Below are 25,334 nucleotides of genomic sequence, written 5' to 3' on the forward strand. Positions count from 1 at the left end.
GTGCATGGGGTTGTTTTCGCACTTTTTGCCTTGGCGCCGGTCGCTCGGCCGAAGAGCGGGAACTCCCCGTGGCTCCGGCGGTTTCTCTCCCCAGTCGCTCCCCGGCACCCTGCTGGCTGGAGATGCAGGGGAAAAGCCACCTCGATGCCATCGCGCCTGCTCCGATCCGTCGGCCTCGTTCTCGCGGCGCTTGTCTTCACCACCATTGCGGCTAGTGCGGAGGCTGGCAAAGCGTCCGGCCCGTCCGAATTCCTGCTGATCGTGCAGATCGTGCTGCTGATCGCGGTCGGCCGCGGCCTCGGCGAGATCATGCAGCGGATCGGCCAGCCCTCGGTGATCGGCGAATTGCTCGCCGGCATCATCCTGGGCCCGTCGTTGTTCGGCTGGATCTGGCCGGAGGCGCAGCACGCGATTTTCCCCAAAACGCCCGAGCAGAAGGCGATGATCGACGGCATCGCGCAGGTGGGCATCCTGTTGCTCCTGTTGCTGACGGGCATGGAGACCGACCTCAAGCTGGTGAAGAAGGTCGGCAAGGCGGCGATATCGATTTCGATCGCCGGCATCCTCGTGCCGTTCGCGTGCGGCTTCGCGCTCGGCGAATTCCTGCCTGACGCGCTGCTCCCCAACCCGCAGGCCCGGCTGGTCGCCTCGCTGTTCATGGGCACGGCGCTGTCGATCTCTTCGGTGAAGATCGTCGCCGTCGTCGTGCGCGAGATGAACTTCATGCGCCGCAATGTCGGCCAGATCATTATCGCAACTGCCATCATCGACGACACCATCGGCTGGATCATCATCGCAGTCATCTTCAGCCTCGCCTCGCACGGCACGCTCGACATCGCTGCGGTCGCCAAGGCGGTGCTCGGGACACTGGCCTTTCTCGCCGTCAGTTTCACCGTGGGGCGCTGGCTGGTGTTCCAGCTGATCCGCTGGGCCAACGACACGCTCGTCAGCACCGCCCCCGTCATCACCGTGATCCTGCTGCTCATGGGCGGCATGGCGCTGGTCACGCATCTGATCGGCGTGCACACCGTGCTCGGAGCCTTCGTGGCCGGCATCCTGGTCGGGGAGTCCCCGATCCTGACGCGGCAGATCGACGAGCGCCTGCGCGGATTGATCTCGAGCTTCTTCATGCCGGTATTCTTCGGCCTTGCCGGACTGAGCGCCGATCTCTCGGCGCTCCGCGACCCCTATCTGCTGGGGCTGACCGCACTGCTCGTTCTGATTGCCAGCGTCGGGAAATTTGGCGGCGCCTTCGTCGGCGGCACCGTCGGAGGCCTGAACACGAGGGAATCGCTCGCGCTGGCCAGCGGGATGAATGCGCGCGGCTCGACCGAGGTGATCATCGCGACCATCGGCCTCACCATGGGAGTGCTCAGCCAGAACCTGTTCACGATGATCGTGACCATGGCGATCGTGACGACCATGGCGATGCCGCCGATGCTGCGCGCAGCGCTCGCCAGATTGCCGATGAACGAGGAGGAGAAGGAACGGCTCGAGCGCGAGGAGTTCGAGAAGCGCGGCTTCGTCGCCAATCTCGAACGTTTCCTGCTGGCGGTGGACGAGAGCGTCAACGCAACCTTCGCAGCCCACATCGCAGGTCTCATCGCGGGCATGCGCGGACTGCCGCTCACGGTGCTGCATATCGGGAGCCGCGTGAAAGAGCAGGGCGACGAGGACAGCCACGAGGCGGTGGTGAAGAAGGCTGCCGAGAAGGTGGCGGCGGATGGAGACAAGGATGCAGGCAGCGTCGACGTCACCACCCGGGTTCGGAAGGCCGCGCTCAGCGAGGCGATCGGAGACGAGGCAAAGAAGGGATTCGATCTCCTGGTGGTCGGCGTCGACAAGGTCACTGCCACCAAGGATCGTTTCGACCGGAGCATCGAGGACATCGCGGCGGAGTTCGATGGCTCGCTCGCAATCGTGGCGGTTAAAGGCAAGCATCTGAAGCAGCCGAAGCCTGACGCCCTCAACATCCTCGTTCCGGTTTCCGGGAGCAGTGTGTCCAAGCGCGGCGCCGAAGTCGCCGTCGCGCTGGCGCAGGCTGGATCGGGCTCGCTTCGCGTGATCTATGTGGCGACGACGCGCGACAAGGGTGCGCAGCGCGGCGCTTCCCGAGGCCTCAGTCAGGAGGAGGGCATCCTGAAGGATACCAGCGACCTCGCGGCCCGCTACGAGGTCGACATCACCACGACCTTGCGCGTCAACCGGGCGCCCGAGGCTGCGATCCTCCGCGAGATCGACACGACCGACGTCGACCTCGTGATCATGGGCGTCGACCGGATCCAGGCCGATCATTTGTCCTTTGGCGGAGTCGCCGACGCCGTGCTGCGGCAGTCGAAAGCCTCCGTGCTGTTGGTGTCCAGCGGCGAAACGCGGAAGGCTTCTGCGGAGAAAGCCTAAGGCTTCACCTCAGCCACCGCCTCAGGCTTCGGCGCCTTCTTCGAGGCGCGCCAGTTTTCGAACCGCTGCACCACCACGAAGAAGGCCGGCACGAACAGCACCGCCAGGCAGGTCGAGGCGAGCATGCCCGAGAACACCGTGATACCGATCGATTTGCGGGCGCTGGCGCCGGCGCCGGTCGCGAGCACCAGCGGCACAACGCCGAGGATGAACGCAAAGGACGTCATCAGGATCGGCCGGAACCGCGCCCGCGCCGCCTCGATTGCGGATTCCAAAACCGGCTTGCCGTCGCGGCCATGCAGCTCGAGCCCGACCTCGACGATCAGGATCGCGTTCTTGGCCGACAGCGCGATCAGCAAGATCAGGCCGATCTGGCAATACAGGTTGTTGTCGATCTTGAGCCCGGAGAGGATCAGCATCGGCCCGAGCAGCGACAGCGGCACGGCGAGGATCACCGAGATCGGCGCGTACCAGCTCTCATACTGGCCGGCGAGCACGAGATAGACCAGCAGCATGGCGAGCCCGAACACCCAGTAGATCTGGTTCGAGACCGCCTTCTCCTGATAGGACATCGCGGTCCATTCATAGCCGGTGCCAGGCGGCAGCGTCTTGTCGGCGATCTCCTCCATCAGCTTCAGCGATTGGCCGGACGAATAGCCCTGCGCCGGCAGGCCGATCACGGTCGAGGACGGATAGAGATTGTAGAGGCTGATCAGCGACGGCCCCGTGGCCGGCGTGATCTTGGCGACGGTGCCGATCGGGATCATGTCGCCGTTCGAGTTGCGCACCATCATGTTGGCGATGTCGCGCTCGGTGACGCGGAAGGCAGGATCGGCTTGGGTGTAGACCTGGAACACGCGGCCGAACTTGTTGAACTGGTTGACATAGGACGAGCCGAGATAGGTCGACAGCGCCGAGAACACCTGGTCCGTCGTCACGTGCAGCGTCTGGGTCTTGACCCGGTCGATCTCGACGTTGAACTGCGGCACCGACGAGCGGAACGAGGACTGAACGCGCTGCAGCGCGCTTTGGCTCTGGCCGTTCGAGACCATCGCCCCTGTGATCGCCTGCAGCTTGGCGAAATCGCTGTTGCCGTCGCGCAGCTCGACCTGCATCGAGAAGCCGGCGGCGTTGCCGATGCCCTGGATCGGGGGCGGCGGCAGCACGATGGTGCGAGCCTCCATGATGGTCGCGAGCTTGTCGTTGAGGCCATAGACCAGCGAACGCAGATCCTCGCCCGGCCCTTTGCGCGCGTCCCAGTCCTTCAGGATGATGTAGGCAACGCCGGCATTGGCAAGGCTGGCGCTGTTGTCGAGTGCGGAGATGCCGGCGATGGTGATGACCTGCTGAACGCCGGGTGTCTCCTTGATGATCTCGCTGGCCCGGTCGAGCACGGCTTGCGTCCGCTCCAGCGCGGCGCCGTCCGGCAGCTGCACGGCGGCGATCAGATAGCCCTGGTCCTCGATCGGCAGGAAGCCCGTCGGCACCCGCGAGAGGCCATAGCCGCTGGCTCCGATGACCAGCAGCGCGAACGAGACGGAGATGGTGGCGTGCCGGCACAGGAAGGTAATCAGCCTTGTATAGCCGCGCTCGACCTTGTCATAGACCGCGTTGAAGCCGCGATAGAAGAAATTGCGCTGCTCCGGCGGCACCGTCGGCCTCAGCCACAGCGCGCATTGCGTCGGTTTCAGCGTCGCCGCGTTGATGGCGGACAGCAGCGCGGTCGCCGCGATCACCAGCGCGAATTGCGAATAGATGCGCCCGGTCAGCCCGGCGAGGAACGAGGCCGGCAGGAACACCGAGATCAGCACCAGCGTGATGCCGACGATCGGCGCGAACAGCTGGTCCATCGCCTTGATCGCTGCATCGTGGCCGTTCATGCCCTGCTCGATGTTGTGCGCGGCGCCTTCCACCACGACGATGGCATCATCGACCACAATGCCGATCGCCAGCACGATCGCAAACAGCGTCGACATGTTGATGGTGAAGCCGAGTGCCGCCATCGCGGCGAAGGCGCCGATGATGGTGACAGGCACTGTGGTCGCCGGCACCAGCATCGCGCGCCAGTCCTGCAGGAACACCAGGATCACGACCAGCACCAGCAGGCCGGCCTCGATCAGCGTCATGTAGACCTCGTGCACCGAGGCCTCGACGAACTTGGTGGTGTCGAACGGGGTGTCGTATTTGATGCCTTCGGGGAAGCGCTTGGCGAGGTCCGCCATCTTCTTCTCGACGGCCTGCTCGACCTGGAGCGCGTTGGCGCCAGGCGACTGGAATACGCCGATGCCGACGGCTGGCTGCTTGTTGAGCGAGAAGATCTGGCTGTAGGTCTGGGCGCCCAGCTCGACCCAGCCGACGTCGCGGACGCGCGTGACGTCGCCGCTGCTGCCCGACTTGACGATGATGTTCTCGAACTGGCTGGTGTCGTCGAGCCGTCCATTGACGTTGAGCGTGTACTGGAACGCCTGGCCTGGCGGCGTCGGCGGCGCACCGACCTGGCCGGCTGCGACCTGCTGGCTCTGCTGCTGGATCGCGTTGATGACGTCCTGCGGCACGAGGCCGCGGACCTGCAGCTTGTTGGGATCGAGCCAGACCCGCATCGAATACTGGCCGGCACCGAACACCGTGACGTTGCCGACGCCGGGCAGACGCGAGAGCTCGTCGCGGATGTTGATCGTGGCGTAGTTGCTCAGATAGAGGCTGTCGAATTTTGAGTCCGGCGAGGTCAGCGTCACGAACAGCAGGATTGATGTCGACCGCTTTTGCACGGTGACGCCTTGGTTCTGCACGGCGCTTGGCAATTGCGACAGCGCGCTGGAGACGCGGTTCTGCACCAGCACCTGCGCGAAGTTGAGGTCGGTGCCGATCTTGAAGGTCACGGTCAGCGTATAGGTGCCGTCGGAGCCGCTGTAGGACTGCATGTAGAGCATGTCCTCGACGCCGTTGACCTGCTGCTCGATCGGCAGCGCGACGGTGTCGATCACAGTCTTGGCGCTGGCGCCGGGATAGCGGGTGGTGACCTGCACGGTCGGCGGCACCACATCTGGATATTGCGCGATGGCGAGATTGAACAGCGCGACGCCACCGATCAGGATCATCAAGAGCGCGATGACGTTCGAGAGGACCGGCCGCTCGATGAAGAACTTCGAGATCATGGCTGCGGCCCCTTACTTGTTCGAGGCTTGCGGCTGCTCGATCTTCGTCACCTGCGGATCGATCTTCTGACCCGGGATCACCCGCAGAAGCCCCGCGATGACGACGCGGTCCTCCACCTTGAGGCCGCCTTCGATGACGCGCAGCCCATTGTCGACCGGGCCGATCTGCACCTTGCGCTGCTCGACGACGTTGTCGCCGTTGACCACCAGCAGATAGCGGCCGCCCTGGTCGCTGCCGAGCGCGGTATCAGGGACGAGCAGCGCGGTCTTCTCCTGGTCGAAGGGCACGCGGACCCTGACGAAATAGCCGGGCAGCAGCACCCGCTTGTCGTTGGGCATGAGGCCGCGCACCGCCAGCGTGCCGGTCGATTGATTGAGGGTCGGCGCGACGTAGTCGAGATGGCCCTCGTGCGGATAGCCGGCTTCGGTTTGGAGGCCGATCTGGATTGGGAACTGCTTGAGGTTGGCCGGCGTCAATCCCCGGCGGTTCGCTTCGGCGCGAATGCGCAGCACGTCCTGCTCGTTGACGGTGAAGTTCACGTAGATCGGATCCATCGCGACGATGGTCGCGAGCTGGGTCGGCGAGGAGACGCCGACGAGCTCGCCGATCGAGACCATGTGGGCGCTGACGATGCCGTCGAACGGTGCCGTAACCTTGGTGTACCCGTAATTGACCTCGGCGAGCTTGGTGTTGGCCTGCGCCTGCTGCAGATTGGCCTGGGCGTTGTCGCGCGCCGAGGTGGAATTTTCGAGTGTGGCCTGCGAGACCGCCTGGCGCTGCACCAGCTCGGCCTGGCGCTTGTAATCGGCTTCCGACTGCCGGAGCGAGGCCTGTGCGCCGGCCTCGGCCGCCTGCGCCTGCTCGAGCTTGAGCTTATAGGTCTCCGGCTCGATCGTGAACAGCTGGGCGCCCTGCTTGACGAAGGTGCCGTCCTGATAGTCGATCGATTGCAGGAAGCCTTGCACCCGCGCGACGAGGTCGACGCTCTTGACCGGCGCGGTGTTGCCGGTGGCCTCGATGTAGCGCGTCACGGCGCGCTGCACCGGCGTTGCCACGTCCACCTTGGGCGGCGGCGGTGCCACGAACGTGTTCTTGTCCTCGCAGCCCGCCAGCGCGACCATGGCCGCAGCGGCGGCCAGAGTATTCCGCCCGGCCAGTCTCCACGCTCCATTGCGCCGCGCCGGAGAGGCGGGATTCGATGAGGTCATTCGGTAGCCCCCGAGTATCGTCTGTCGGTGCGGCAGGCTATCAACAAATGTCCGGCCGTGGAACACCATAGCCATGGCAGTCTCCGGCCTTGCGCTGCACAGGGTGGTGTGGCCTTTGACAGAATTTTGTCATGACAAATCGCTTTTCACTGGGCGCACGATCGACCACAATTGTCTCAAAGGCCGCATGAGCCAGCCGGGAAAAGCCAAGAAGAAAAGGTGAGGAGACCATGAGATGCCAACGTCCCTTCAGTCGGCCCTTGTCGGCCTCGGTCTCGCAGCGATGGTCGCCATGCCGGCGCTAGCGGACGGCTTGAAGGACGAGATCGCACCGACCGGCAGACTGCGGGTCGCGATCGCCATCAGCCCCGCAGGCGGGGCGTTCTGGTCGACCAAGACCGAAGCTGGCTATGCCGGCGTCCCCGTCGATCTCGGCAAGGCGATGGCCGCACAGCTCGGCGTCCCCGTCGAATATGTCGCGCACCAGAATTCCGGGCAGATCACCGATGCGGCCGGCAAAGGCACTTGGGACGTCACTTGGCTGCCCAAAGATCCCGAGCGTGAGACCAGGATGATGTTCGGCCCGATCTACGAGGTCGCGGATGCCACCTACATCGTCAAGCCCGGCTCGAACGTCACCAGTTTTGCGACGCTCGACCGACCAGGCATCAAGGTGGCCGCCGTCAACGCCACGACCACCATGCGCGGTGCCATCGCGCATCTGAAGCATGCCGAGGTCACGGGCTATCAGACCTATGACGAGATCTTCGGGCTGCTCAGGAGCGGCGAGATCGACGCTTTCGCATTGTCGCGCGATCAGCTCAACAAGATGGCCCGGAAGATTCCAGGGACAAAGGTGCTGGACGAGACGTTCAAGAAGACGGTGACCGCCGTCGCCGTCCCGCTCGGCCACCAGCAGGCATTGACCTTCGTCACAAAGTTCATGACGGACGCGACGACGAACGGCACGCTGCGCAAGGCCTATGACGATAATGGCCTGAAGGACACGCCGATCCGGACAGAGTAGGCTTGAGTGGGGCGAGACGCGCGATCGGTCGCCTTGTCTTTTACTGTCATCCGCAGGATCGCTTCGCCCGGACGAGAGTTCTCCTTGTCTCGGACTGGATGTGATCCAAGATCGACTTCCTCTCGTTCTAGTCACCGAGGGAAGCTGTCCTATGAACCAGACGTCGCTTGCGAAGATCTGCCAGGAAATGGCCGGCCGGGTGCTCGAGCTTCAGCGTGGCCTCAACACACCTGAGCGGCGGTTGGAATTGGCCGATGAATTTCAAGCTACGATCGAAAAATACCTCGCGTTCGAAAAGCGAAAGAACCGTTTTTCGGTGCGTAAAGACAGATAGCGCTGCCTCTGCCAAATCTGGGTTCCGAAATGTTCGGCACGCCGGCGCCGTGCTTCATTGATTTATTTCGGCTTTTCGCTCTGAAAGTTTAGAGCTGGGAGGAACTCTCGTGGCCTAACGTCCAGTATGTCCGTGTTTTCACGGTTACAGCGAAGCGCCGCTCAATGGTGTCTAGTTGTTATGGCATTTCAGCCCAAGGGGACCAGACATGAAAAAAATAATGCTTGCCGGTGTCGCAGTGGCGGCACTGGCGTTGAGTACCCAGGCTCACGCCGCTGATATGGCGGCAAGGCCCTACGTTAAAGCGCCGCCGCCCGCGGTCGCGGCGGTTTACGATTGGAGCGGCTTCTACATCGGCGGCAACGGGGGATACGGCACCAGCCGCAACTGCTGGGACTTCGTGAGCTTCGCAGGTGTGCCCGCTGCGGCAAGCGAGGGATGTCACGATGCAGACGGCGCCGTCGCGGGCGGTCAGGTTGGATATCGCTGGCAGTCGGCGTCCTGGGTGTTCGGATTGGAGGCGCAGGGTGATTGGGCCGACTTGAACGGATCGCGGGTGTCGTCGCCTGCCTTCGTGTTCGCGCCGGGCGACCTCACCATCAATTCCCGGGTGCGTGCCTTCGGTCTTTTCACGGGCCAAGTCGGTTGGGCTTGGAACAACATGCTGCTCTATGCGAAGGGCGGCGCGGCCGTGGTGGATAGTCGCTACACCCACACCTTCACGGCAACCAATGCGTTGATCAACTCCAGCAGCGACACGCGGTGGGGAGCTACCGTCGGCGCCGGCGTGGAGTACGGTTTCGCTCCCAATTGGTCGGTTGGCGTGGAATATGATCACATCTTCCTCGATCGTCGGACTCTGGGCTTTGCGGCCGCCCCTGCCGGGGTTGCCACGACCAACAGCATCGGTCAGGACCTCGATATCGTCACTGCGCGCATCAACTATCGCTTCGGCGGGCCGGGCTTGTCGCGTTACTGAGGACCACTGGTCCGGCCGCGGATTTGTCATCATTGATCCCGGCGACGTGAAAATGGGGAGGAGGGCGACCGGTCAAGCCGGTCGCCCTTCGCACGAACGGCCATGGCAAACCGGCAAGATTCCATGGCGCGATACTACCGCCCCCTGATCTCCGCGTATTTCGCCATCGCTTTCTCGAACTTGCGGTTGAACAGCCACATCGCCGCGAGGATCTCGCGGTAGCTGGCCGAGGTTTTCGCCCGGTCGGCCTGTCCAAACGCAAAGATGCTGTTGTTGCGCAGGTGCTTCATGACCGTGGGGCTCGAGACCCCATAGTTCAGGAGATCACCCGACTTCAGCGCCGCGCGCGTCGGCGTCGGCACGATCTGGATCAGCTCGAACAGCTTCATCTGGTCGATCGGGTCAGGCAGCGTCTTCACGATTCCAGGAATCTCGCGGAACACATCCGCATGCGCGTTCATCAAGCCGTCGCGCACGTTGGTCCAGTGGTTGAAGCGGAGATCGGTGCCGCGGGCCCGGGCCTCCTCCTTCTCGTCGCGCGCGCTCAAGGCCGGATCGATCGCGACGATATCGCCCTTGATGGCCTGCCATTTCCTGTAGCCGTTGCGGTCTTCGGAGGGCCCGGTCTGGAAGCTGCCCATATAGGTGTTCGAGCGGCCGTTGCGGGCGTTCTGCTTGCCGTTGGTCTCGGCAAAGAACAGCCCGAGGCTGATGCGCCCCGCGGCTGCTGCGTGGTCAGGCGCAAGTCCCTTGGCGCGCGCGATCACCGTGGCGAGATCGACGACGTCCTTGAACGGCGTCGCCGAATTCTGCGCATTGGCCGGCGGCGCCTCCATGACGTCGAACAACTTCGAATATTCGTCGATCAGGGGCTCGATCTCGGCGTCGAAATAGGCCGGCGGAATCTCGAACTTGTTGGGCCGCCCGATCCGCGACGGAATGGCATCGGTGAGATCCTTGTAAGTGCTGATCACGGCGACGCGGGCGAGATAGAGCGCCTGCCCGGGCAGGTTCGGCAGCGGCTGCTTCGCCTCGAGCTGGCGCCGCCGCTCGGCGAGGACCGACTTGAAGTCGGCGAGCGCCCGCTCATAGGCGGCGAGCGCCTCGGATTGCTTCGGTGTAAGTGCGCGCTGTTGTGCGACGGCGGGCCCCGCGACGAAGAAGGCAACAGCCGCGAAGATTGCGAGACATCTGGATCCCATGGCTGTTCCTGTCGATTCGATGGCCAGGGAGATCGTAAGCGTCAGAGGCAAGGGCTGGCGAGATGCAAATCCCGCTCAGCCGGAATTCTTATGCCGCCCGGTACTCCGGCGCCGTCGCCAGGAATTTCGCATAGGCGTCCGCATCCGGCGGCTGGAAGTGTCCTTTGAGCCCGCCGCGCTTCTGGTTCTTCGCACCGATGTCGGCCATCAGCTCGTCGAAATGGCGGTAGTGATAGGGCGCGACGCAGAGGCCGCCATAGACGCCAGCGGCCGGCCGTTCGACGCGCTTGAAGTGCAGCATCATCTCGATGTTGTCGTGCATCTGACGCGCCGTCGGCTGGTTGGCGAGCTGGCCGTCGGCATAGCGAACCAGCCAGTTGGCAGCGAGGTCGGCGCAGAGCACGGTGCAGAACGAGGAGTTGAAGCCGACGAAGCCGAGCTCGGGCAAATCAGGATTGGCGATCAGGCGGTAGAGCCGGTACTGCCCGTCAGCATCGACCAGCTTCTGCTTGTAGGCCTCGGGCAGGAACGGAACGCCGAGCTTGTAGCCGATCGCGAGTACCGCGACGTCCGCGCCCACGCGCTCGCCGCCGCTCATCACGATACTGTCGCCGTCATAATGGTCGAACGTGCCAAACACGGCCCTGATGCGGCCGTCGGCGACCATCGGATAGAAGCCGGGCGTTGCGATCGGCACCGAGCAGTTGACGCCGTCCTCGATCCGCTCCTTCGGCCCCCTGTTGCAGCGGCCGAGCTTGAGCTGCGCCTTCAGCAGGCTCTCCAGCCCGCGCCAGTTCGCCCACACCAGCGGCGCGGCGATGCGATACGCGAGCCGTCCCATCGCGCTGATGCCCCAGCCCGGAAACATCTCCTCCTGCGCGCGGATGTAGAGGATGCGCTTGAAGTTCACGAGGCCGCCGATGAAATAGGGGATGCGCCAGACCGGCTCGCGCATCACGATGGTCACCTCGCGCGCGCCCGATTTCACCGCGTTCACCGCGATGTCGGTCGCGGACTTCGAACCGCCGAGCACGACGATGCGGCGTCCTTTCGCCAGCGTGGGATCTCCGTATTTCGAGGAATGCAGCATCTGGCCGCCCTGTGCGACAAACCCGTCCTCGCCCGGGCAATGCAGCTCGCGCGGCTCGTTGAATTGGCCGGTGCAGACCGCGACGAAATCGAAATCCACGCTCGTGCTCGTGCCGTCCTTGGCCTTCAGCGCCAGCGTCCAGCCCGGCTTGCCGTCGGCGCGCCGCGCCATGCCGGCGACCTCGGTGCCCAGGCGCAGCATGCGGTCGAGACCAAAGCTCCTGGCGTAGTCGGCGAGATAGGCGTGAACCTGCGGCCCGGTCGGCCATTCCGGATAGGCCTCCGGCATGGCGCGGTCGGTGTAGCGATAGAGCTCCTTGGGACTCTGGGTCTGCACGTCGGGGTAGGAGCGCGCCGGCTCCCAGACGCCGCCGAGATCGCCACTGCGCTCGACGATGGTGACGCGATGGCCGCGGCCGGAGAACGCCTTGGCGGCGGCAAGGCCGGAGACGCCGGCGCCGATCACGCAGACATGCTTGGGGCTGACCATGGGATTGCTCGCAATCGATGTGTGTGTTTCGCGCGCAAGCGGCCTCGTTCGGCCGCAAGGTGCGGCCGGCGGTGCTGCGAGCCGATGAATGGAGAGGAGGCTAGTCGTTGGCCTCGGGCGGCAGGAAATCGACCTCGTGCAGCGCCGAGATGCGCACGACCTCGGCAGGGTCGGTCAGATTGTGCAGTTGCTCGAACAGCGCCTCGAGCTTCTGCATCGGCGAGACCCAGAACAGCGCGCGGGCCGGCTTGTCGGACTTGTTGAAATAGCCGTGCGGAATGCCGCGCGGCAGGCGCACGAGATCGCCGGCGTGAGCCTTGACCCAGACGCCGTCGAGCTTGAGGTCGAGCGTGCCTTCCTGCACCAGGATGAACTCGTCCTGGGTCGGATGGATGTGAACCGGCACGAACTGGCCGGGATCGCTGTTGGTCTCGAACGCGAAGGTGGAGTCGGTGACGGCCTTGGGGAAATAGACCTGGCCCAGAATGTTCCAGCTCTTGCCGCCATAGCCCGTGCCGTTAGCGGTAATGCCTTTTTCGAGTGCAGTCATCGCATGCTCCCATTGGATTCCGGCGAGGTTGGAGCTTCGGCCATCAAAGGGGCGCCTGTCTATCCGCTAAACGAATCCGCGAAGAGCCTGCTGCCGTGCAGCATGACGATTTTGCCGACGCCGCCCTTTCCGGATCCGGGGGATTATTATAGGCTTAAAGCAATTCCGTGACGCGAAGCGTGGTCGACCATGTCCGCAGCCGTGCTGGAAATGAGCGCAAGGACTCCCGCGGCGGAACGGCTCGCGGATTTCGCCCGCGTCACCACCGACGATGTCGACGAGGCGGCCGAGCAGATCGGACGCATCTTCTGTCCGCACGATCTCAAGCCGGCACGGCTGCGCGCCTCCGGCTTCTCCGCCCGGCACAATTGCGCCGGCTTCGACGGCTTCTCCATCAATTACGTGGCCTATGGCGGATCGGTCGGCATCGATCCCGGCTGCCTCGAGCGCTTCTTCCTGGTGCAAGTCCCACTCGCGGGCACGGCCTGTATTCGCGCCGGGACGACCGGGCTCGAGGCGGTGCCGGGGCGGACAGCGTCGCTGCTGTCGCCGACGATCCCGACGCGGATGATGTGGCGCGACTGCGCGCAGGCGATCCTGCTGTTCGACCGCCGCATGGTCGAGCAGCGCGCCGCGGCGCTGTCGGGCAGGGTGTCGGGCACGGTCGAGTTCGGTCCAATGATCGATTTGGACGCGCCGGGCGGGCGGGCTCTGCGAACCAGCCTCGCCGAGCTGATGATGCTTGCCGAGCGTCTCGGCCCTTCCGGCCGGCTGTCGGCGGTCGCGATGGCCGATTGGCGGGAGCTGCTGCTCGATCGCTTGCTCAACGGCCAGCGCCATGGCCTGTCGGATGCTATTCAAACGTTCTCCGGGCAGGCCGAGCGGCTGCCGCGCGCGCTCCGCACGGCGCGCGACCATCTTGCCGACAATGCCGGCGAGCCGCTCGACCTGGCGCAGCTCGCCTGCGCCTCCGGCATCGGCATCCGCGCGCTGCAGCTCGGCTTCCGCCGTCACTTCGGCCTGTCGATCTCGCAGATGCTGCTCGATATGCGTCTCGCCGGGCTCCACGCCCGCCTCGCGCAAGGATCGCCCGACACCTCCATCACCGACATCGCCTTCGATCTCGGCTTCACCCATCTCGGCCGCATGGCCGGCGCCTATCGCGAAAAATTCGGCGAGACACCCTCGGCGACGCTGCGGCGGCGGATGAGCTGAGGAGCTAGCTTTTCCAGATGATAAGCGCCGAAGGTTGGAGCTAGATTATACAGATCATCTAAACATTGTCGCTTGGTTCACGTCGCCCCAGCAATATTGACCGTCGCAGTCCTTGAACTTGTCGTTGATTGACCATTCGAGCATGCCACCTCGTGTCGGGATCCTGACAGTTACGTTCCGCTTTTCATCCCACAATGTCAGAAATTGCGGCGTAAAGTTTGTCTCTGTGTATTTATACATAATGGAGTTATCCCGCAGGAGCTTTTCCTGCCAGACACCGTTCGGCAGTCGCTCTATGGTGCTTTTCGGAAGATCATAGCGCTTGATGGAATCGAGGAATTTCTTTGAACCCGTGTCTTCTGCAATTGATATCTGCAGTGGCCATCCGAAGAGGATCGACGACATGATCGATGTCGCTCCCAAGATGAGAGCGACGGTCGCAAACCACGATAAAACCTTCACTTGAAGCTGCGCATTCTGGGCAAGAGGATTGGTGCTGGCTATTGTGGTCGTTCCAATTTCCAAGTTGACCACGATGAACATCAACAAGATGAAGAATAACAGGCCAGCCATCGCGTAACCGGCAACTTCGGGGACTATGGACAGCGCGGCCGTAGTCGCCACCGCGACCAGACCACTTGCTCCTAGTGCCCACTTATAGGTGTTCGGCGTTTGCTCCTTAAATTGTTGCATGTTCGTCTGGCTATTTTGGTCAGCGACGCTCGTCATGGGCTGATCCTTGAATGATGCTGAATAAAAATTTGGATTCTATAAGGGGTGGCATCCGAAATAGTAGATTGGCGCCATACAATATTCAGGGCGCTCGCAAAGGTTGCAAGAGAAAAATCGTGAATAGGCAGGCGCCGATACGCTTCGGGACCGTGGGCGGAAATTTATGTCTTTCTCGGCTTCCTCGTGCCGTCGTCCTCCGCCGCCTGCCTGCGCAGGAACGCCTCGACATCCGCCTGCACCGAATAGGGCGTCGGGATGGCGTCGCCTGCGGAATCCACCGCCGTGTCGAGGCAGCGGCGCAGCATGCGGGCGAGTTCGGCCTTGCGATAGGGCTTTCGGAGCAGCGGTGCGCCCATGGTGGCGCGGCCCTGCGTGTGCAGCGAATCGTAGGCGTAGCCCGAGGTGAACAGCACGCGCAGTGACGGCCGCGTCGCCACCATCTGTTCGGCGAGCTCGCGTCCGTTCATGCCGCCGGCCATCACGATGTCGGTGAAGAGCAGGTCGAACGGCGTGCCTTCGGCCGCAATCGCGAGCGCCTCGGTCGCATTGGCGGCCGGGATGACCTTGTAGCCGAGGCCTTCGAGCTGGACCATGACGTAGTTGCGGACGTCGCGGTCGTCCTCGACGCAGAGCACGGTTTCCTTGCCCCCCACGATCTTGCGGTCGTCATAGCCGGTCGGGCGCAGAGCGCTCACCTCCGCCTTCGGCAAATAGAGTGTGAAGATGGTGCCGCGTCCTTCTTCGGACGCGACCTTGATGCCGCCGCCGGACTGCTTGACGAAGCCGAACACCATGCTGAGCCCGAGCCCCGTACCCTTGCCGACCTCCTTCGTCGAGAAGAACGGATCGAAGATCCGCTCCAGGATGGTCTGGGGAATGCCGCTGCCGCTATCGGCGATCTCGATCTCGACATAGTCGCCGGCATAGCCGGCGCCGACCGCGACCGCCTCGCGCACGCCGAACACGACGTTGCGTGTCGTGAAGGTCAGTCTGCCGCCGTCCAGCATCGCGTCGCGGGCGTTGATGGCGAGGTTGAGCAGTGCCGAGCTCAGCTGACCGCGGTCGGCGTAGGCGAGCCAGACGTTGCGGTCGAGCCGGGTGACGATCTCGATCTTCTTGTCGAAGGTCGCCAGCAGCAGTTTTGCGAGCTCTTCGAGCAATTGGTTGACGTCGATCTCGGCCGGCTGCAGCGCCTGCTTGCGGGCAAAGGACAACAGGCTCGACGTCAGCGCGGCGCCGCGATCGGCGGCCTCGCTGATCAGCTTGGTGATGGTCGCAAGCGGCGGGTTGTCCCTGACGGCGTCGGCGAGGATCTCGATCGTGCCTGTGATCACCGTGAGCATGTTGTTGAATTCATGAGCGATGCCGCCGGTGAGCTGCCCGACCGCCTCCATCTTCTGGGACTGCACCAACTGCTCCTCGGCCGCGCGCTTCCGGGTGATGTCCCTGACGAAGGTGTTGACGATGACGCGTCCGCCCAGCCGCAACACCGTGCTGGACGCCTCGGCCAGGATCTGGTCGCCGTTCCTGTGGATCAGGTTGAGCTCGAAGCGCAGGCCGGAAGGTGCGTCCGACAACTCCGGAACCAACCGCGCCATGCGCTGCCTCAAGGCGGGACGCAGCGGCCCGGCGACGATGAGATCGACGACGTCGGCGCCGAGCGCCTCCTGGCGCGTCCATCCGGTCAGGGCTTCGGCCTGAAAGCTCCACTCCAGCACGGCGCCGCTGTCGTCGATCTGAATGAAGGCATCGAGCGCTGTCTTGATGACAGCTTGCATCATCTGTGCGGTGTCGCTGCGGGCCTGCGCCAGTTCGGCCGATTGCGTGGCGGCGCGCTTGTCCTCCGACCGCTCGATCGCGCGTATGCAGAGCCGCACGAGCACAATTGCAACGGCGGCGCTTGCGATGAAGGCCGCGACCTGGGCAATGCCGAACCCGGGTCCGGACACGGCATAGGAGGCGAAGAGGGCCGCTGCGGTCACGACGACCTGTGCAGCCATCGCGAGTGTCAGAAGCCCCCTGGGTCTCATGGTCTCCTACCAACGACGTCCGGTACGGACCCCCATGTCCGCCCGGCAGACGACTCCGGTCTCACGTGAGCTACAGATTCAATGGGGCGGCGTCGAGGGTAAATCCGGCGGTACCGGGCGGCAGCGATTCAACCTGCGGGCGAGTCGGTCTGGCGCAGCGTCGTCACCCAGATCGCGCGCGCGACCTGCTGGGTCGGGTTGTCGAACATGTGCGGCACGGTGCTGGGAAAGCGGAAACTGTCGCCGGCTTCCAGCACATGGGCCTGGTTGTCGAGCCACAGCCGCAGGCTGCCGGAGAGGATGTAGCCCGCTTTCTCGCCGGTGTGCTGCAGGAAGTCGGTGCCGGAGGAGGCGCCCGGATTGAGCGTGAGCTCGTAGAGCTCGAGCTGGCCTTTGTCCGCCGGCGTCAGCGCTTCCTTGACCACGCCGCTGGCAGTGAGCCGCAGCAGCCGCCGGCTGTTCTTGCGCACGATATAGCGTTGCACGTCGGCGGGATCGCTGGTCTCGAAGAAGTAAGAGATGGGAACGTCGAGCGCGATGCTGAGCAGGCGCAGCGTGCGGATCGAGGGCATGGCGCGCGCGCGTTCGAGCTGGCTGATCATGCCGTTGGAGAGGCCGGTCCTGGTGGCGACATCCTGGATCGAAAGCCCGGCGCGCTGGCGCAGCAGCCGCACGGTCTCGCCGAGGCGCTGGTCGACCGTATCGTCGGCCTCGATCGTCGGGGCGTCCTTCGCACCGTTGGTATCGCCGCGACCATCCATGCCGCTCTCCCATGCATCATCATGGCCCGGGCCAGATCGGTCCAGGGCTTTAGTCGGAGTGAAAACGTCGTGCATCCTAGCAATGTGATTGACAGCTGTATTTAGTCATGATGAACTTTTGAAGCAAAAATTTAGAAGCACTAAAGCCCACTCCTGTCCCTTTGCCGGGGTTTTCGGGGGCGCGGGAGACGGTGCCGCGTGCGACAACGGAGAGTGGTCATGGCAGACGACACCGGCAAGTTCGGCGTTGGGGCACTGCATCTCGGCATTCCGAATCGCCGACAATTCTTTCAGCTCGGCGCTGGCGCCGCCGCAGGATGGAGCCTTTCAGGCAGCGCCTTTGCGCAGACCGAGCGTCCCTCCAATCCGCCGGACAAGCCGCGCGGACAGGTGATTGCGGCGCTGTCGCAGGAGCCGACCGTCTTTCATCCGCTGATGCCTGGCATCGAGGTCGACCAGGGCATCTGGTGGCAGGTGTTTTCGCCGCTCTGGTACATCGAGCCCGACGGCAAATTCGTACCCGACCTCGCGCGCGAAGTCCCGACCATCGAGAATGGCGGACTGTCGGCCGACGGCCTGACCTGGAAGCTCAAGCTGCGCAGCGACGTGAAGTGGCACGACGGCACGCCGTTCACGGCCGAGGACGTCAAGTTCTCGCTGGAGTTGATCAACAATCCCGATTTCCGCGTGCGCAACCGCGTCGGCCATAGTCTCGTCAAGGACATCAAGGTCGTCGCGCCCGACGAGATCCACTGGCGGATGGAAGCGCCCTATTCGCCCTACATGTCGATCCTGTCGCTCACCTTCATCGTGCCCAAGCACATCCTGGAGAAGCTGTCGGATCCGAATGCCTCGCCGTTCCACAATGCGCCCATCGGCACCGGGCCGTTCCGCTGGGGCGAGCGCGTGCCCGGCGACCACATCCAGTTGAACGCCCATGCCGGCTATCACGGCAAGGGACCGTACGTCGAACGCGTGGTCTTCAAATACATTCCGGATCTCACCGTCCTCTACACCCAGTTCCGCACCGGGCAGGTCGACTACACCGGCCTGCAAGGCATCCTGCCGAACTTCGTGCAGGAAGCGAAGACGCTGAAGGGCCGCAAGATATTCGTCTCCTCGACGTCGTCGGTCGAGCACATCGCGCCCAATCTGGAGTTCGGCCCCTTCGCCGACCGGACGGTGCGCGAGGCGCTCTATCTCGCCATCAACAAGCAGGCGATCATCGACGCGCTGAATTACGGCCTGCCGACGCAGACCGAGAGCTGCGTGCCGCAGCAGGCCTGGTCGTTCCAGCAGGGGCTGCCGCAGCACAAATACGATCCCGCCAAGGCCAACACGTTGCTCGATGCGGCGGGGTGGACGCGCGGCTCCGGCGGCGTGCGCGAGAAAGGCGGCGTCAAGCTCGAATTCACCAATTCGACGACCTCGGGCAATGCGGTTCGCGAGCAGACCCAGCAGCTCCTGATCCAGGACTGGCGCGCGATCGGCGCTGCGATGCGCGTCAACAACATGCCGGCTGCGGTGATCTGGGGCGACTTCTGGCAGCAGTCGAAGTTCAATTCGGTGATCGTTGGTGTGAACTTCATGCTAGGCAGCGATCCCGACGTGACGCCCCGCTTCGGCTCCGGCGCGATTCCCGCCAAGGGCGGCCGCGGCTATAACACCTATCAGTATAAGAGCCCCGAAGCCGATCGCCTGCTGGCCGAAGGCGCCAGGCAGTTCGATATCGCGCAGCGCAAGACCATCTATGGCGATCTGCAGAAACTGATCCGCAACGACCTTGCGATCCTGCCGCTGTTCCAGGGCTTCATCGCCGAGGGCGTGAAGGAGGGGCTGCAAGGCTTCCGACCCAACATCAACACCTCCAGCAACTGCTGGAACATCCGCGAATGGTATTGGGCCTGATGCACAGGGTTCGCTGGGCAGCCTGAGATGGCCCGATACGTCGTCAACCGCCTGGCACAGGCGATCATGCTGCTGGTGATCGTGTCCGCGATCGGCTTCGCCATCCTGCATCTGGCCCCGGGCGGGCCGCTGTCGCAATTCGCGGCCTCCGCGCAGATGACGCAGGAGGATCTCGACCGCGTCACCAAACAGCTTGGGCTGGATCGGCCGCTTCCGGTCCAGTATCTCGACTGGTTCGGCCGCATGTTGAAGGGCGATTGGGGCAAGTCCTATCGCGACGGCGAGGCGGTGCTGGCGGTGATCTCCTCGCATCTCGGCGCCACGCTCGAGCTGATGGCGACGGCGACGATCATCGCGGTGCTGCTGGGATGCTGGATCGGTATCCTTGGCGCGCTGAGGCGATACTCGCTGTTCGACACGCTCGCGACCGTCGGCGCCATGATCGCGCTGTCGATCCCGACCTTCTGGTTCGGCCTCGTCACCATCTACGTGTTCTCGGTCAAGCTCGGCTGGCTGCCGGCCGGCAACCGGCAGACCGTCGGCGACGGCTCCTTCCTCGACCTGCTGCATCATCTGATCGCGCCGGCGATGGTGTTGGCGCTGGTCGAGACCGCGATGTGGGGCCGCTTCATGCGTTCCTCGATGCTCGAGGTCATCAACCAGGACTACATCCGCACCGCGCGCGCCAAGGGCATACCGGAATGGCGTATCCTCACCGTGCACGCGTTGCGTAACGCGCTGCTGCCGATGATCACCGTCGCGGGCCTGCAGTTTCCGACGCTGCTCGGCGGCGCGCTGGTGGCCGAGACCGTGTTCACCTGGCCCGGCATGGGGCGGCTGTTCCTCGATTCCATCGGCTATCGCGACTATCCCGTGGTGATGGGCATCCTGATGTTCTCGGCGACGATGGTGCTGATCGGCTCGCTGCTCGCCGACATCCTCTATGCCGTCGTCGATCCGCGCATCCGGGTGGGCTAGGCGATGGCGACCGCAACCCTCTCCACCGTCCAGCTCGCGCCCGGCCAGGCGGCCTGGCGGCGTTTCCGCCGGCATCGTCTGGCGCTTGCCGGCGCCGTCATCATTCTGGTGCTGGTGCTCGGCTCGGCGTTCGGCCCGTATCTGCTGCCGTTCGACGACACCTATATCGACATCATGAAGCGGTTCGCGCCGCCGCTCTCCGGCGCGCACATCCTCGGCACCGACGAGCTCGGCCGCGACGTGCTGGCGCGGCTGATGATGGGTGGACGCGTCTCGCTATCAATCGGCATCGTCGCGATGGTGATGGCGATGGCTGTCGGCATCGTCGTTGGCGCTTTTGCCGGCTTCTATGGCGGCGTGGTCGGCGCGGTGCTGATGCGGCTCGTCGATGCCGTCCTGTGCTTCCCGACCATCTTCCTGCTGCTGGCGCTGGCAGCGCTCACCGAGCCCGGTCTCGTCACCACCACCGTGCTGATCGCGGCGACGGCCTGGATGGCCGTAGCCCGCGTCGTCGCGGCCCAGGTCCGTTCGCTGCGCGAACGCGAATTTGCCGTCGCCGCACTCGCCTTCGGCTCGTCGAACCTGCGCATCATGTTCCGCGAACTGGTGCCCAACGCGATCGCGCCGATCGTGGTGGCGGCAACGCTGAACGTGGCGAAAGCGATCCTGCTGGAATCCTACGTCAGCTATCTCGGCTACGGCATCCAGCCGCCGGCGGCGAGCTGGGGCAACATGCTCAACAACGCGCAGATCTATCTCACCAGCGCGCCGTGGCTCGCGATCGCGCCGGGTCTCGCCATCACGCTGGCGGTGACCAGCTTCAACTTCCTCGGCGACGGGCTGCGTGATGCGCTCGATCCGCGCATGAACATCCCGTGATCTGTAAACTCATGACGAGCAAAGTCTCGGTCGAACTGAACTCCAGGAGTGCCCATGTCCCCGCCGCTCAACCGTATAAACAGCGACGAACGCCTGCCGACACAGATGGATGTCGTCGTCATCGGCGGCGGCGTGATCGGCGTCTCCGCGGCCTATCATCTGGCAAAGAAGGGCCTCTCCGTCGCATTGGTCGAGAAGGGCCATGTCGGCGGCGAGCAGTCGAGCCGCAACTGGGGCTGGTGCCGTCAGCAGGGCCGCGCGCGCGAGGAGATTCCGCTGGCGCGCGAGGCGCTGCGGCTGTGGGAAGACATGCAGAACGACGCCGGCGTCGATGCCGGCTTCCGCCGCACCGGCGTGCTGTTTCTGACCAAGAACAAGGACGAGCTTGCGAGCTGGGAGCGCTGGGCCGCGGTCGCGCGTGAGATGCAGGTGCACTCCACCGTGCTGACGCCGGCCGAGGTCGCCGAGCGGATGCCGGGCAATACCGACACATGGGTCGGCGGGCTGCACACGCCGAGTGACGGCCGGGCCGAACCGTCGATGGCGGTGCCCGCGCTCGCCACCGCCGCGCGAAAGCACGGCGTCACCATCCATCAGGGCTGCGCCGCGCGCGGGCTGGAGACGACGGGCGGGAAGGTCAGCGCCGTCGTCACCGAGAAGGGCACCATCCGCACGCAGTCCGTGCTGCTGTCGGGCGGCGCGTGGTCGTCGCTGTTCTGCCGCCGTCACGGCATCGAGCTGCCGATCGGTCTCGTCAACGCCACCGCGTGCCGGACCACGCCGGGTCCGGAGATCACCTCGGGTGCGCTCGGCACCGACTTCTACTGCATCCGCCGTCGCCTCGACGGCGGCTTCACGCTGGCGCTGCGCAACCGCGGCACTGTCGAGCTGTCGCCCGATCTGTTCCGTTATGCGCGCACCTTCTGGCCGACCTATCTTCATCGCAAGAACGGATTGAAGCTGTCGCTCGGCAAGTCTTTCCTCGACCAGATCATGCGCGGCACCAGTTGGAGTTTCGACAAGCCGTCGCCATTCGAGACCGAGCGCGTGCGCGATCCCGCGCCCGACATGTCGCTGGTCAACGCTGCGCTGGCGTCGCTGATCAAGGCCAATCCCGAACTCAAGGACATCGAGATCGCGGAAGCCTGGGGCGGCACCATCGACTGCACGCCGGACACGATCCCGGTGATCTCGCCGATCGATGCGCTGCCCGGCTTCTTCCTCGCCACCGGTTTCTCCGGCCACGGCTTTGGCATCGGCCCCGCCGCCGGCAAGCTTGCTGCCGACATCGTCACCGGCGCGACGCCGCTGGTCGATCCCGAGCCCTACAGCCACAAGCGCATGATCGACGGCCGGCGGCTCGCGCCGGTCAGCCCGTTCTGAGGGCCGCATGACGGTTCTCTACAAGGCCAACATGGTTCGCGGTGCCGAGTGGGCGCGCTTCTTCGCGGAGCGCGCACCCGACGTCCCGTTCCGGCTCTGGCCTGACATCGGCGATGCCGCCGATGTGCGCTACCTCGTCGCATGGGTGCCGCCGGACGACATCGCGACGACGTTCCCCAATCTCGAACTGGTCTTCTCGGTCGGCGCCGGCGTCGATCAGTTCGACGCCACGAAAGTTCCGGCGCACATTCCGCTGGTCCGCATGCTGGAGCCCGGCATCGCCGAGACCATGGTGGAGTACGTCACCATGGTCGTGCTGGCCCTGCATCGCGACCTCCTGCACTTCATCGATCAGCAGAAGCAGCAGCTCTGGCGCGAGATCCGGATCACGCCGGCGAAACGGCGGGGTGTCGGCGTCATGGGGCTCGGCCAGCTCGGCCAGGCCGTGCTCGAACGCCTCAAGGCGTTCGGCTTCCCGCTTCTGGGGTGGAATCGCTCGCCGCGCGACATCGCGGGAGTGACCTGTTACGCTGGCCCTGACACCTTGCCGGATTTCCTGGCGCAAAGCGACATTCTGGTTTGCCTCTTGCCGCTGACCGACGAGACGCGCGGGATCCTCAACGCCGATTTGTTCGCACGCCTGCCGCGCGGTGCGTCCCTCGTCAATGTCGGCCGCGGCCCGCATCTCGTCGAGGCCGATTTCCTTGCGGCGCTCGACAGCGGTGCGTTGTCAGGCGCCGTGCTTGATGTCGCCGATCCTGAACCGCTGCCTGAGGGACATCCGTTCTGGAGCCACCCGCGCATCCTGCTGACGCCGCACAATGCCAGCATGACGACGCCGGACACGGCCGTCGATTTCGTGCTCGACGTCATCGACCGTCACCGCCGCGGCGAGGAGCTGCCGGGGCGTGTCGATCGTAGTCGCGGCTATTGAGGTCGAGATGATGGTCGTAACATCGGTGCAGCCCCGGGCTCCTCTTACCTCTCCCGCTTGCGGGGGAGGTCGGCGCGAAGCGCCGGATGGGGGCTCTCTCCTCTTGGCGGCCCTCGCTCGTGGAGGCACCCCCACCCCAGCCCTCCCCCGCAAGCGGGAGAGGGGGCGCACCGTCTTTGCGGCAAGGGTCGGGCACTTTTCATGAGCAACGGCGCAACCAAGCCCGACCAGACCCAAAACCACGCCCAAGACCGCGCGTCGGTGCTGTCGGTCTCCGGCCTCACCACGTCCTTCATGCTGGAACGGCAATGGCTTCCCGTCGTCCGCAACGTCTCCTTCGACGTTGCTCCCCGTGAAACCGTTGCGATCGTCGGCGAGTCCGGCTCCGGCAAGAGCGTCACTGCGCTGTCGATCATGCGGCTCATTCCGAAGGAGATCGGCCGCGTCGAGGGCCGCATCATGCTTGCCGGCCGCGACCTGCTGGCGCTGCCGGAAGCGAGCATGACGGACATTCGCGGCAACGATGTTGCGATGATCCTCCAGGAGCCGATGACGAGCCTCAATCCGGTGCTCACCATCGGCTTCCAGATTGCGGAAGCATTGATCCAGCATCGCGGCCTGTCGCGGGCGGCGGCGGAGGCCGAGGCCATCCGGCTGCTCGATCGTGTCCGTATCCCCGCGGCCCAGTCGCGCTTCCACGAGCATCCGCATCGCTTCTCCGGCGGTATGCGCCAGCGCGTGATGATCGCGATGGCGCTCGCCTGCAGACCAAAACTCCTGATCGCCGACGAGCCGACCACCGCGCTCGACGTCACCATCCAGGCCCAGATCCTGGAACTGCTGAAGGAGCTTCAGCAGGAGGAGGGGATGGCGATCCTCTTCATCACCCACGACATGGGCGTGGTCGCCGAGATCGCCGACCGGACTGTCGTGATGTATGGCGGGCAGGCGGTAGAGCTCGATGCGACCTCACGCATCTTTGCCGCGCCCTCGCATCCCTACACACGCGCGTTGCTCGCCGCCGTGCCGCGCTTGGGCTCGATGGACGGACGGGCGCGGCCGATGCGCTTTCCCATCGTCGACAAGGTGACGGGGACCTCGGACGAGCCGACGGAGACGCCCGATACGGTCTCGCCGGCCGAGCGACCGCTGCTCGAAGTCGCAAACCTCACCACACGCTTTCCGATCCGCTCGGGCCTGTTCGGCAGGGTCTCGGGCCGGGTCCATGCGGTCGAGAACGTCTCCTTCACCTTGCGCGCCGGCGAGACGCTGGCGCTGGTCGGCGAGTCCGGTTGCGGCAAGTCGACCACCGGCCGTTCCATTCTCAAACTGACGGAGCCCGACAGCGGGACCGTCCTGATCGACGGCCAGGACGTGCTGGCGATGTCCGGCCGCACCTTGCGTGACGTCCGCAAGCAGATGCAGATCGTCTTTCAGGATCCGTTCGCAAGCCTCAATCCGCGCATGTCGATAGGCACGGCGATCGCGGCACCCCTGCTGGCCAACGGGCTCGCCTCGGCGTCGCAGGCCCGGGACAAGGTCGCTGACCTCCTCGTCCGCGTTGGTCTCGCCGCCGACATGGCCGCGCGCTTTCCGCATGAATTCTCCGGCGGCCAGCGCCAGCGCATCTGCATCGCCCGGGCGCTCGCGCTTGGGCCGAAGCTGATCGTCGCGGACGAGGCGGTCTCCGCGCTCGACGTCTCGGTCAAGGCGCAAGTCGTCAACCTGATGCTCGATCTTCAAGCCAGCATGGGGCTCGCCTATCTCTTCATCTCCCACGACATCGCGGTGGTCGAGCGCATGAGCCACCGCGTCGCCGTGATGTATCTCGGCGAGATCGTCGAGATCGGACCGCGCGTGGCCGTGTTCGGCAATCCGCAGCACCCTTATACTAAGAAGCTGATGGCCGCCGTGCCGGTGCCGGATCCGGCGCGTCGCGCCACGAAGCGCGAGGTCGCATACGACGAAATCAGAAGCCCGGTGCGTGCGCCCAACTACCAGCCGCCGGTGCGGCAATATCGTGAAGTCTCGCCCGGCCACGTCGTGCAGGTCTGGGGCGAGGAATGGTCGGCCTGAGGC

Annotated in this window: 19 protein-coding genes; 11 read left to right on the plus strand and 8 right to left on the minus strand. The window is 64.6% G+C overall.

The window, feature by feature from the left end; genetic code table 11:
* Nucleotides 1–144 precede the first annotated feature (144 nt).
* Complete coding sequence (locus C7G42_RS09015) at nucleotides 145–2,400, plus strand: cation:proton antiporter domain-containing protein (protein ID WP_106948565.1); 2,256 nt, start codon at nucleotides 145–147, stop codon at nucleotides 2,398–2,400.
* Here C7G42_RS09015 and C7G42_RS09020 read toward each other — a convergent pair.
* Nucleotides 2,397–5,555 (minus strand): efflux RND transporter permease subunit, encoded by a 3,159-nt coding sequence (locus C7G42_RS09020; protein ID WP_106948566.1) that lies wholly within the window; start codon nucleotides 5,553–5,555, stop codon nucleotides 2,397–2,399. The genes C7G42_RS09015 and C7G42_RS09020 overlap by 4 nt on opposite strands.
* A gap of 12 nt (nucleotides 5,556–5,567) precedes the next feature.
* The gene (locus C7G42_RS09025) at nucleotides 5,568–6,764 is read right to left on the minus strand and encodes an efflux RND transporter periplasmic adaptor subunit (RefSeq protein ID WP_199580725.1); all 1,197 of its coding nucleotides are present in this window, start codon (nucleotides 6,762–6,764) and stop codon (nucleotides 5,568–5,570) included.
* A gap of 235 nt (nucleotides 6,765–6,999) precedes the next feature.
* On the opposite strand from C7G42_RS09025, the gene C7G42_RS09030 reads away from it, so the two are divergent.
* The 3 genes from C7G42_RS09030 to C7G42_RS09040 all read left to right on the plus strand — a co-directional run bounded on the left by C7G42_RS09030 (nucleotide 7,000) and on the right by C7G42_RS09040 (nucleotide 9,104).
* The gene (locus tag C7G42_RS09030) at nucleotides 7,000–7,791 is read left to right on the plus strand and encodes an ABC transporter substrate-binding protein (RefSeq protein ID WP_106948567.1); all 792 of its coding nucleotides are present in this window, start codon (nucleotides 7,000–7,002) and stop codon (nucleotides 7,789–7,791) included.
* Between the two features lie 151 nt (nucleotides 7,792–7,942).
* Nucleotides 7,943–8,125, plus strand: a complete 183-nt coding sequence (locus C7G42_RS09035; RefSeq protein WP_106948568.1) for a hypothetical protein — start codon at nucleotides 7,943–7,945, stop codon at nucleotides 8,123–8,125.
* 208 nt (nucleotides 8,126–8,333) lie between these two features.
* Nucleotides 8,334–9,104, plus strand: a complete 771-nt coding sequence (locus C7G42_RS09040; RefSeq protein WP_106948569.1) for an outer membrane protein — start codon at nucleotides 8,334–8,336, stop codon at nucleotides 9,102–9,104.
* Between the two features lie 134 nt (nucleotides 9,105–9,238).
* Here C7G42_RS09040 and C7G42_RS09045 read toward each other — a convergent pair whose 3' ends face one another.
* From C7G42_RS09045 to C7G42_RS09055, 3 genes are all read right to left on the minus strand, one after another.
* Entirely contained in the window at nucleotides 9,239–10,306 is a 1,068-nt protein-coding gene (locus tag C7G42_RS09045) for a hypothetical protein (RefSeq protein WP_106948570.1), read from the minus strand.
* Between the two features lie 88 nt (nucleotides 10,307–10,394).
* Nucleotides 10,395–11,885, minus strand: a complete 1,491-nt coding sequence (locus C7G42_RS09050; protein WP_106948571.1) for a flavin-containing monooxygenase — start codon at nucleotides 11,883–11,885, stop codon at nucleotides 10,395–10,397.
* A 100-nt stretch (nucleotides 11,886–11,985) separates the two neighbouring features.
* The gene (locus tag C7G42_RS09055) at nucleotides 11,986–12,435 is read right to left on the minus strand and encodes a cupin domain-containing protein (RefSeq protein ID WP_106948572.1); all 450 of its coding nucleotides are present in this window, start codon (nucleotides 12,433–12,435) and stop codon (nucleotides 11,986–11,988) included.
* 189 nt (nucleotides 12,436–12,624) lie between these two features.
* On the opposite strand from C7G42_RS09055, the gene C7G42_RS09060 reads away from it, so the two are divergent.
* Nucleotides 12,625–13,650: an AraC family transcriptional regulator gene (locus C7G42_RS09060; protein ID WP_106948573.1), complete on the plus strand. Its 1,026-nt coding sequence runs from the start codon at nucleotides 12,625–12,627 to the stop codon at nucleotides 13,648–13,650.
* Nucleotides 13,651–13,704: 54 nt separating this feature from the next.
* Here the strand turns inward: C7G42_RS09060 and C7G42_RS09065 are convergent, their stop codons facing one another.
* The 3 genes from C7G42_RS09065 to C7G42_RS09075 form a co-directional block, all read right to left on the minus strand.
* Nucleotides 13,705–14,379 carry a hypothetical protein gene (locus tag C7G42_RS09065; RefSeq protein ID WP_106948574.1) on the minus strand — a complete coding sequence of 225 codons (675 nt, stop codon included), beginning with the start codon at nucleotides 14,377–14,379 and terminating at the stop codon, nucleotides 13,705–13,707.
* A gap of 164 nt (nucleotides 14,380–14,543) precedes the next feature.
* Entirely contained in the window at nucleotides 14,544–16,412 is a 1,869-nt protein-coding gene (locus C7G42_RS09070; protein ID WP_106948575.1) for an ATP-binding protein, read from the minus strand.
* 128 nt (nucleotides 16,413–16,540) lie between these two features.
* A complete protein-coding gene (locus C7G42_RS09075) occupies nucleotides 16,541–17,173 on the minus strand; it encodes a cupin domain-containing protein (RefSeq protein WP_106948576.1) in 633 nt (210 codons plus the stop codon).
* A gap of 219 nt (nucleotides 17,174–17,392) precedes the next feature.
* On the opposite strand from C7G42_RS09075, the gene C7G42_RS09080 reads away from it, so the two are divergent.
* The 6 genes from C7G42_RS09080 (at nucleotide 17,393) to C7G42_RS09105 (ending at nucleotide 25,331) form a co-directional block, all read left to right on the plus strand.
* The gene (locus C7G42_RS09080; protein ID WP_106948577.1) at nucleotides 17,393–19,081 is read left to right on the plus strand and encodes a peptide ABC transporter substrate-binding protein; all 1,689 of its coding nucleotides are present in this window, start codon (nucleotides 17,393–17,395) and stop codon (nucleotides 19,079–19,081) included.
* 27 nt (nucleotides 19,082–19,108) lie between these two features.
* Entirely contained in the window at nucleotides 19,109–20,059 is a 951-nt protein-coding gene (locus C7G42_RS09085; protein ID WP_106948578.1) for an ABC transporter permease, read from the plus strand.
* 3 nt (nucleotides 20,060–20,062) lie between these two features.
* Complete coding sequence (locus C7G42_RS09090) at nucleotides 20,063–20,938, plus strand: ABC transporter permease (RefSeq protein ID WP_106948579.1); 876 nt, start codon at nucleotides 20,063–20,065, stop codon at nucleotides 20,936–20,938.
* Between the two features lie 54 nt (nucleotides 20,939–20,992).
* Nucleotides 20,993–22,321, plus strand: a complete 1,329-nt coding sequence (locus C7G42_RS09095; protein WP_106948580.1) for an NAD(P)/FAD-dependent oxidoreductase — start codon at nucleotides 20,993–20,995, stop codon at nucleotides 22,319–22,321.
* A gap of 7 nt (nucleotides 22,322–22,328) precedes the next feature.
* Nucleotides 22,329–23,255 (plus strand): 2-hydroxyacid dehydrogenase, encoded by a 927-nt coding sequence (locus C7G42_RS09100; protein WP_106948581.1) that lies wholly within the window; start codon nucleotides 22,329–22,331, stop codon nucleotides 23,253–23,255.
* A gap of 201 nt (nucleotides 23,256–23,456) precedes the next feature.
* Nucleotides 23,457–25,331, plus strand: coding sequence for an ABC transporter ATP-binding protein (locus C7G42_RS09105; RefSeq protein WP_106948582.1), 1,875 nt, complete (start codon nucleotides 23,457–23,459; stop codon nucleotides 25,329–25,331).
* The last annotated feature ends 3 nt before the right edge of the window (nucleotides 25,332–25,334 follow it).

It is taken from the genome of Bradyrhizobium sp. MOS003 (assembly GCF_003020125.1).
GTDB lineage: Bacteria > Pseudomonadota > Alphaproteobacteria > Rhizobiales > Xanthobacteraceae > Bradyrhizobium.

What these genes read in the sequence shown, in the direction of transcription:
- C7G42_RS09090 (WP_106948579.1), top strand. Translation starts at nt 20,063, where the DNA reads ATGGCGACCGCAACCCTCTCCACCGTCCAGCTCGCGCCCGGCCAGGCG.
- C7G42_RS09075 (WP_106948576.1), bottom strand. Translation starts at nt 17,173, where the DNA reads ATGGATGGTCGCGGCGATACCAACGGTGCGAAGGACGCCCCGACGATC.
- C7G42_RS09040 (WP_106948569.1), top strand. Translation starts at nt 8,334, where the DNA reads ATGAAAAAAATAATGCTTGCCGGTGTCGCAGTGGCGGCACTGGCGTTG.
- C7G42_RS09035 (WP_106948568.1), top strand. Translation starts at nt 7,943, where the DNA reads ATGAACCAGACGTCGCTTGCGAAGATCTGCCAGGAAATGGCCGGCCGG.
- C7G42_RS09025 (WP_199580725.1), bottom strand. Translation starts at nt 6,764, where the DNA reads ATGACCTCATCGAATCCCGCCTCTCCGGCGCGGCGCAATGGAGCGTGG.
- C7G42_RS09065 (WP_106948574.1), bottom strand. Translation starts at nt 14,379, where the DNA reads ATGACGAGCGTCGCTGACCAAAATAGCCAGACGAACATGCAACAATTT.
- C7G42_RS09045 (WP_106948570.1), bottom strand. Translation starts at nt 10,306, where the DNA reads ATGGGATCCAGATGTCTCGCAATCTTCGCGGCTGTTGCCTTCTTCGTC.
- C7G42_RS09070 (WP_106948575.1), bottom strand. Translation starts at nt 16,412, where the DNA reads ATGAGACCCAGGGGGCTTCTGACACTCGCGATGGCTGCACAGGTCGTC.
- C7G42_RS09020 (WP_106948566.1), bottom strand. Translation starts at nt 5,555, where the DNA reads ATGATCTCGAAGTTCTTCATCGAGCGGCCGGTCCTCTCGAACGTCATC.
- C7G42_RS09105 (WP_106948582.1), top strand. Translation starts at nt 23,457, where the DNA reads ATGAGCAACGGCGCAACCAAGCCCGACCAGACCCAAAACCACGCCCAA.
- C7G42_RS09055 (WP_106948572.1), bottom strand. Translation starts at nt 12,435, where the DNA reads ATGACTGCACTCGAAAAAGGCATTACCGCTAACGGCACGGGCTATGGC.
- C7G42_RS09050 (WP_106948571.1), bottom strand. Translation starts at nt 11,885, where the DNA reads ATGGTCAGCCCCAAGCATGTCTGCGTGATCGGCGCCGGCGTCTCCGGC.
- C7G42_RS09015 (WP_106948565.1), top strand. Translation starts at nt 145, where the DNA reads ATGCCATCGCGCCTGCTCCGATCCGTCGGCCTCGTTCTCGCGGCGCTT.
- C7G42_RS09095 (WP_106948580.1), top strand. Translation starts at nt 20,993, where the DNA reads ATGTCCCCGCCGCTCAACCGTATAAACAGCGACGAACGCCTGCCGACA.
- C7G42_RS09100 (WP_106948581.1), top strand. Translation starts at nt 22,329, where the DNA reads ATGACGGTTCTCTACAAGGCCAACATGGTTCGCGGTGCCGAGTGGGCG.
- C7G42_RS09085 (WP_106948578.1), top strand. Translation starts at nt 19,109, where the DNA reads ATGGCCCGATACGTCGTCAACCGCCTGGCACAGGCGATCATGCTGCTG.
- C7G42_RS09080 (WP_106948577.1), top strand. Translation starts at nt 17,393, where the DNA reads ATGGCAGACGACACCGGCAAGTTCGGCGTTGGGGCACTGCATCTCGGC.
- C7G42_RS09030 (WP_106948567.1), top strand. Translation starts at nt 7,000, where the DNA reads ATGCCAACGTCCCTTCAGTCGGCCCTTGTCGGCCTCGGTCTCGCAGCG.
- C7G42_RS09060 (WP_106948573.1), top strand. Translation starts at nt 12,625, where the DNA reads ATGTCCGCAGCCGTGCTGGAAATGAGCGCAAGGACTCCCGCGGCGGAA.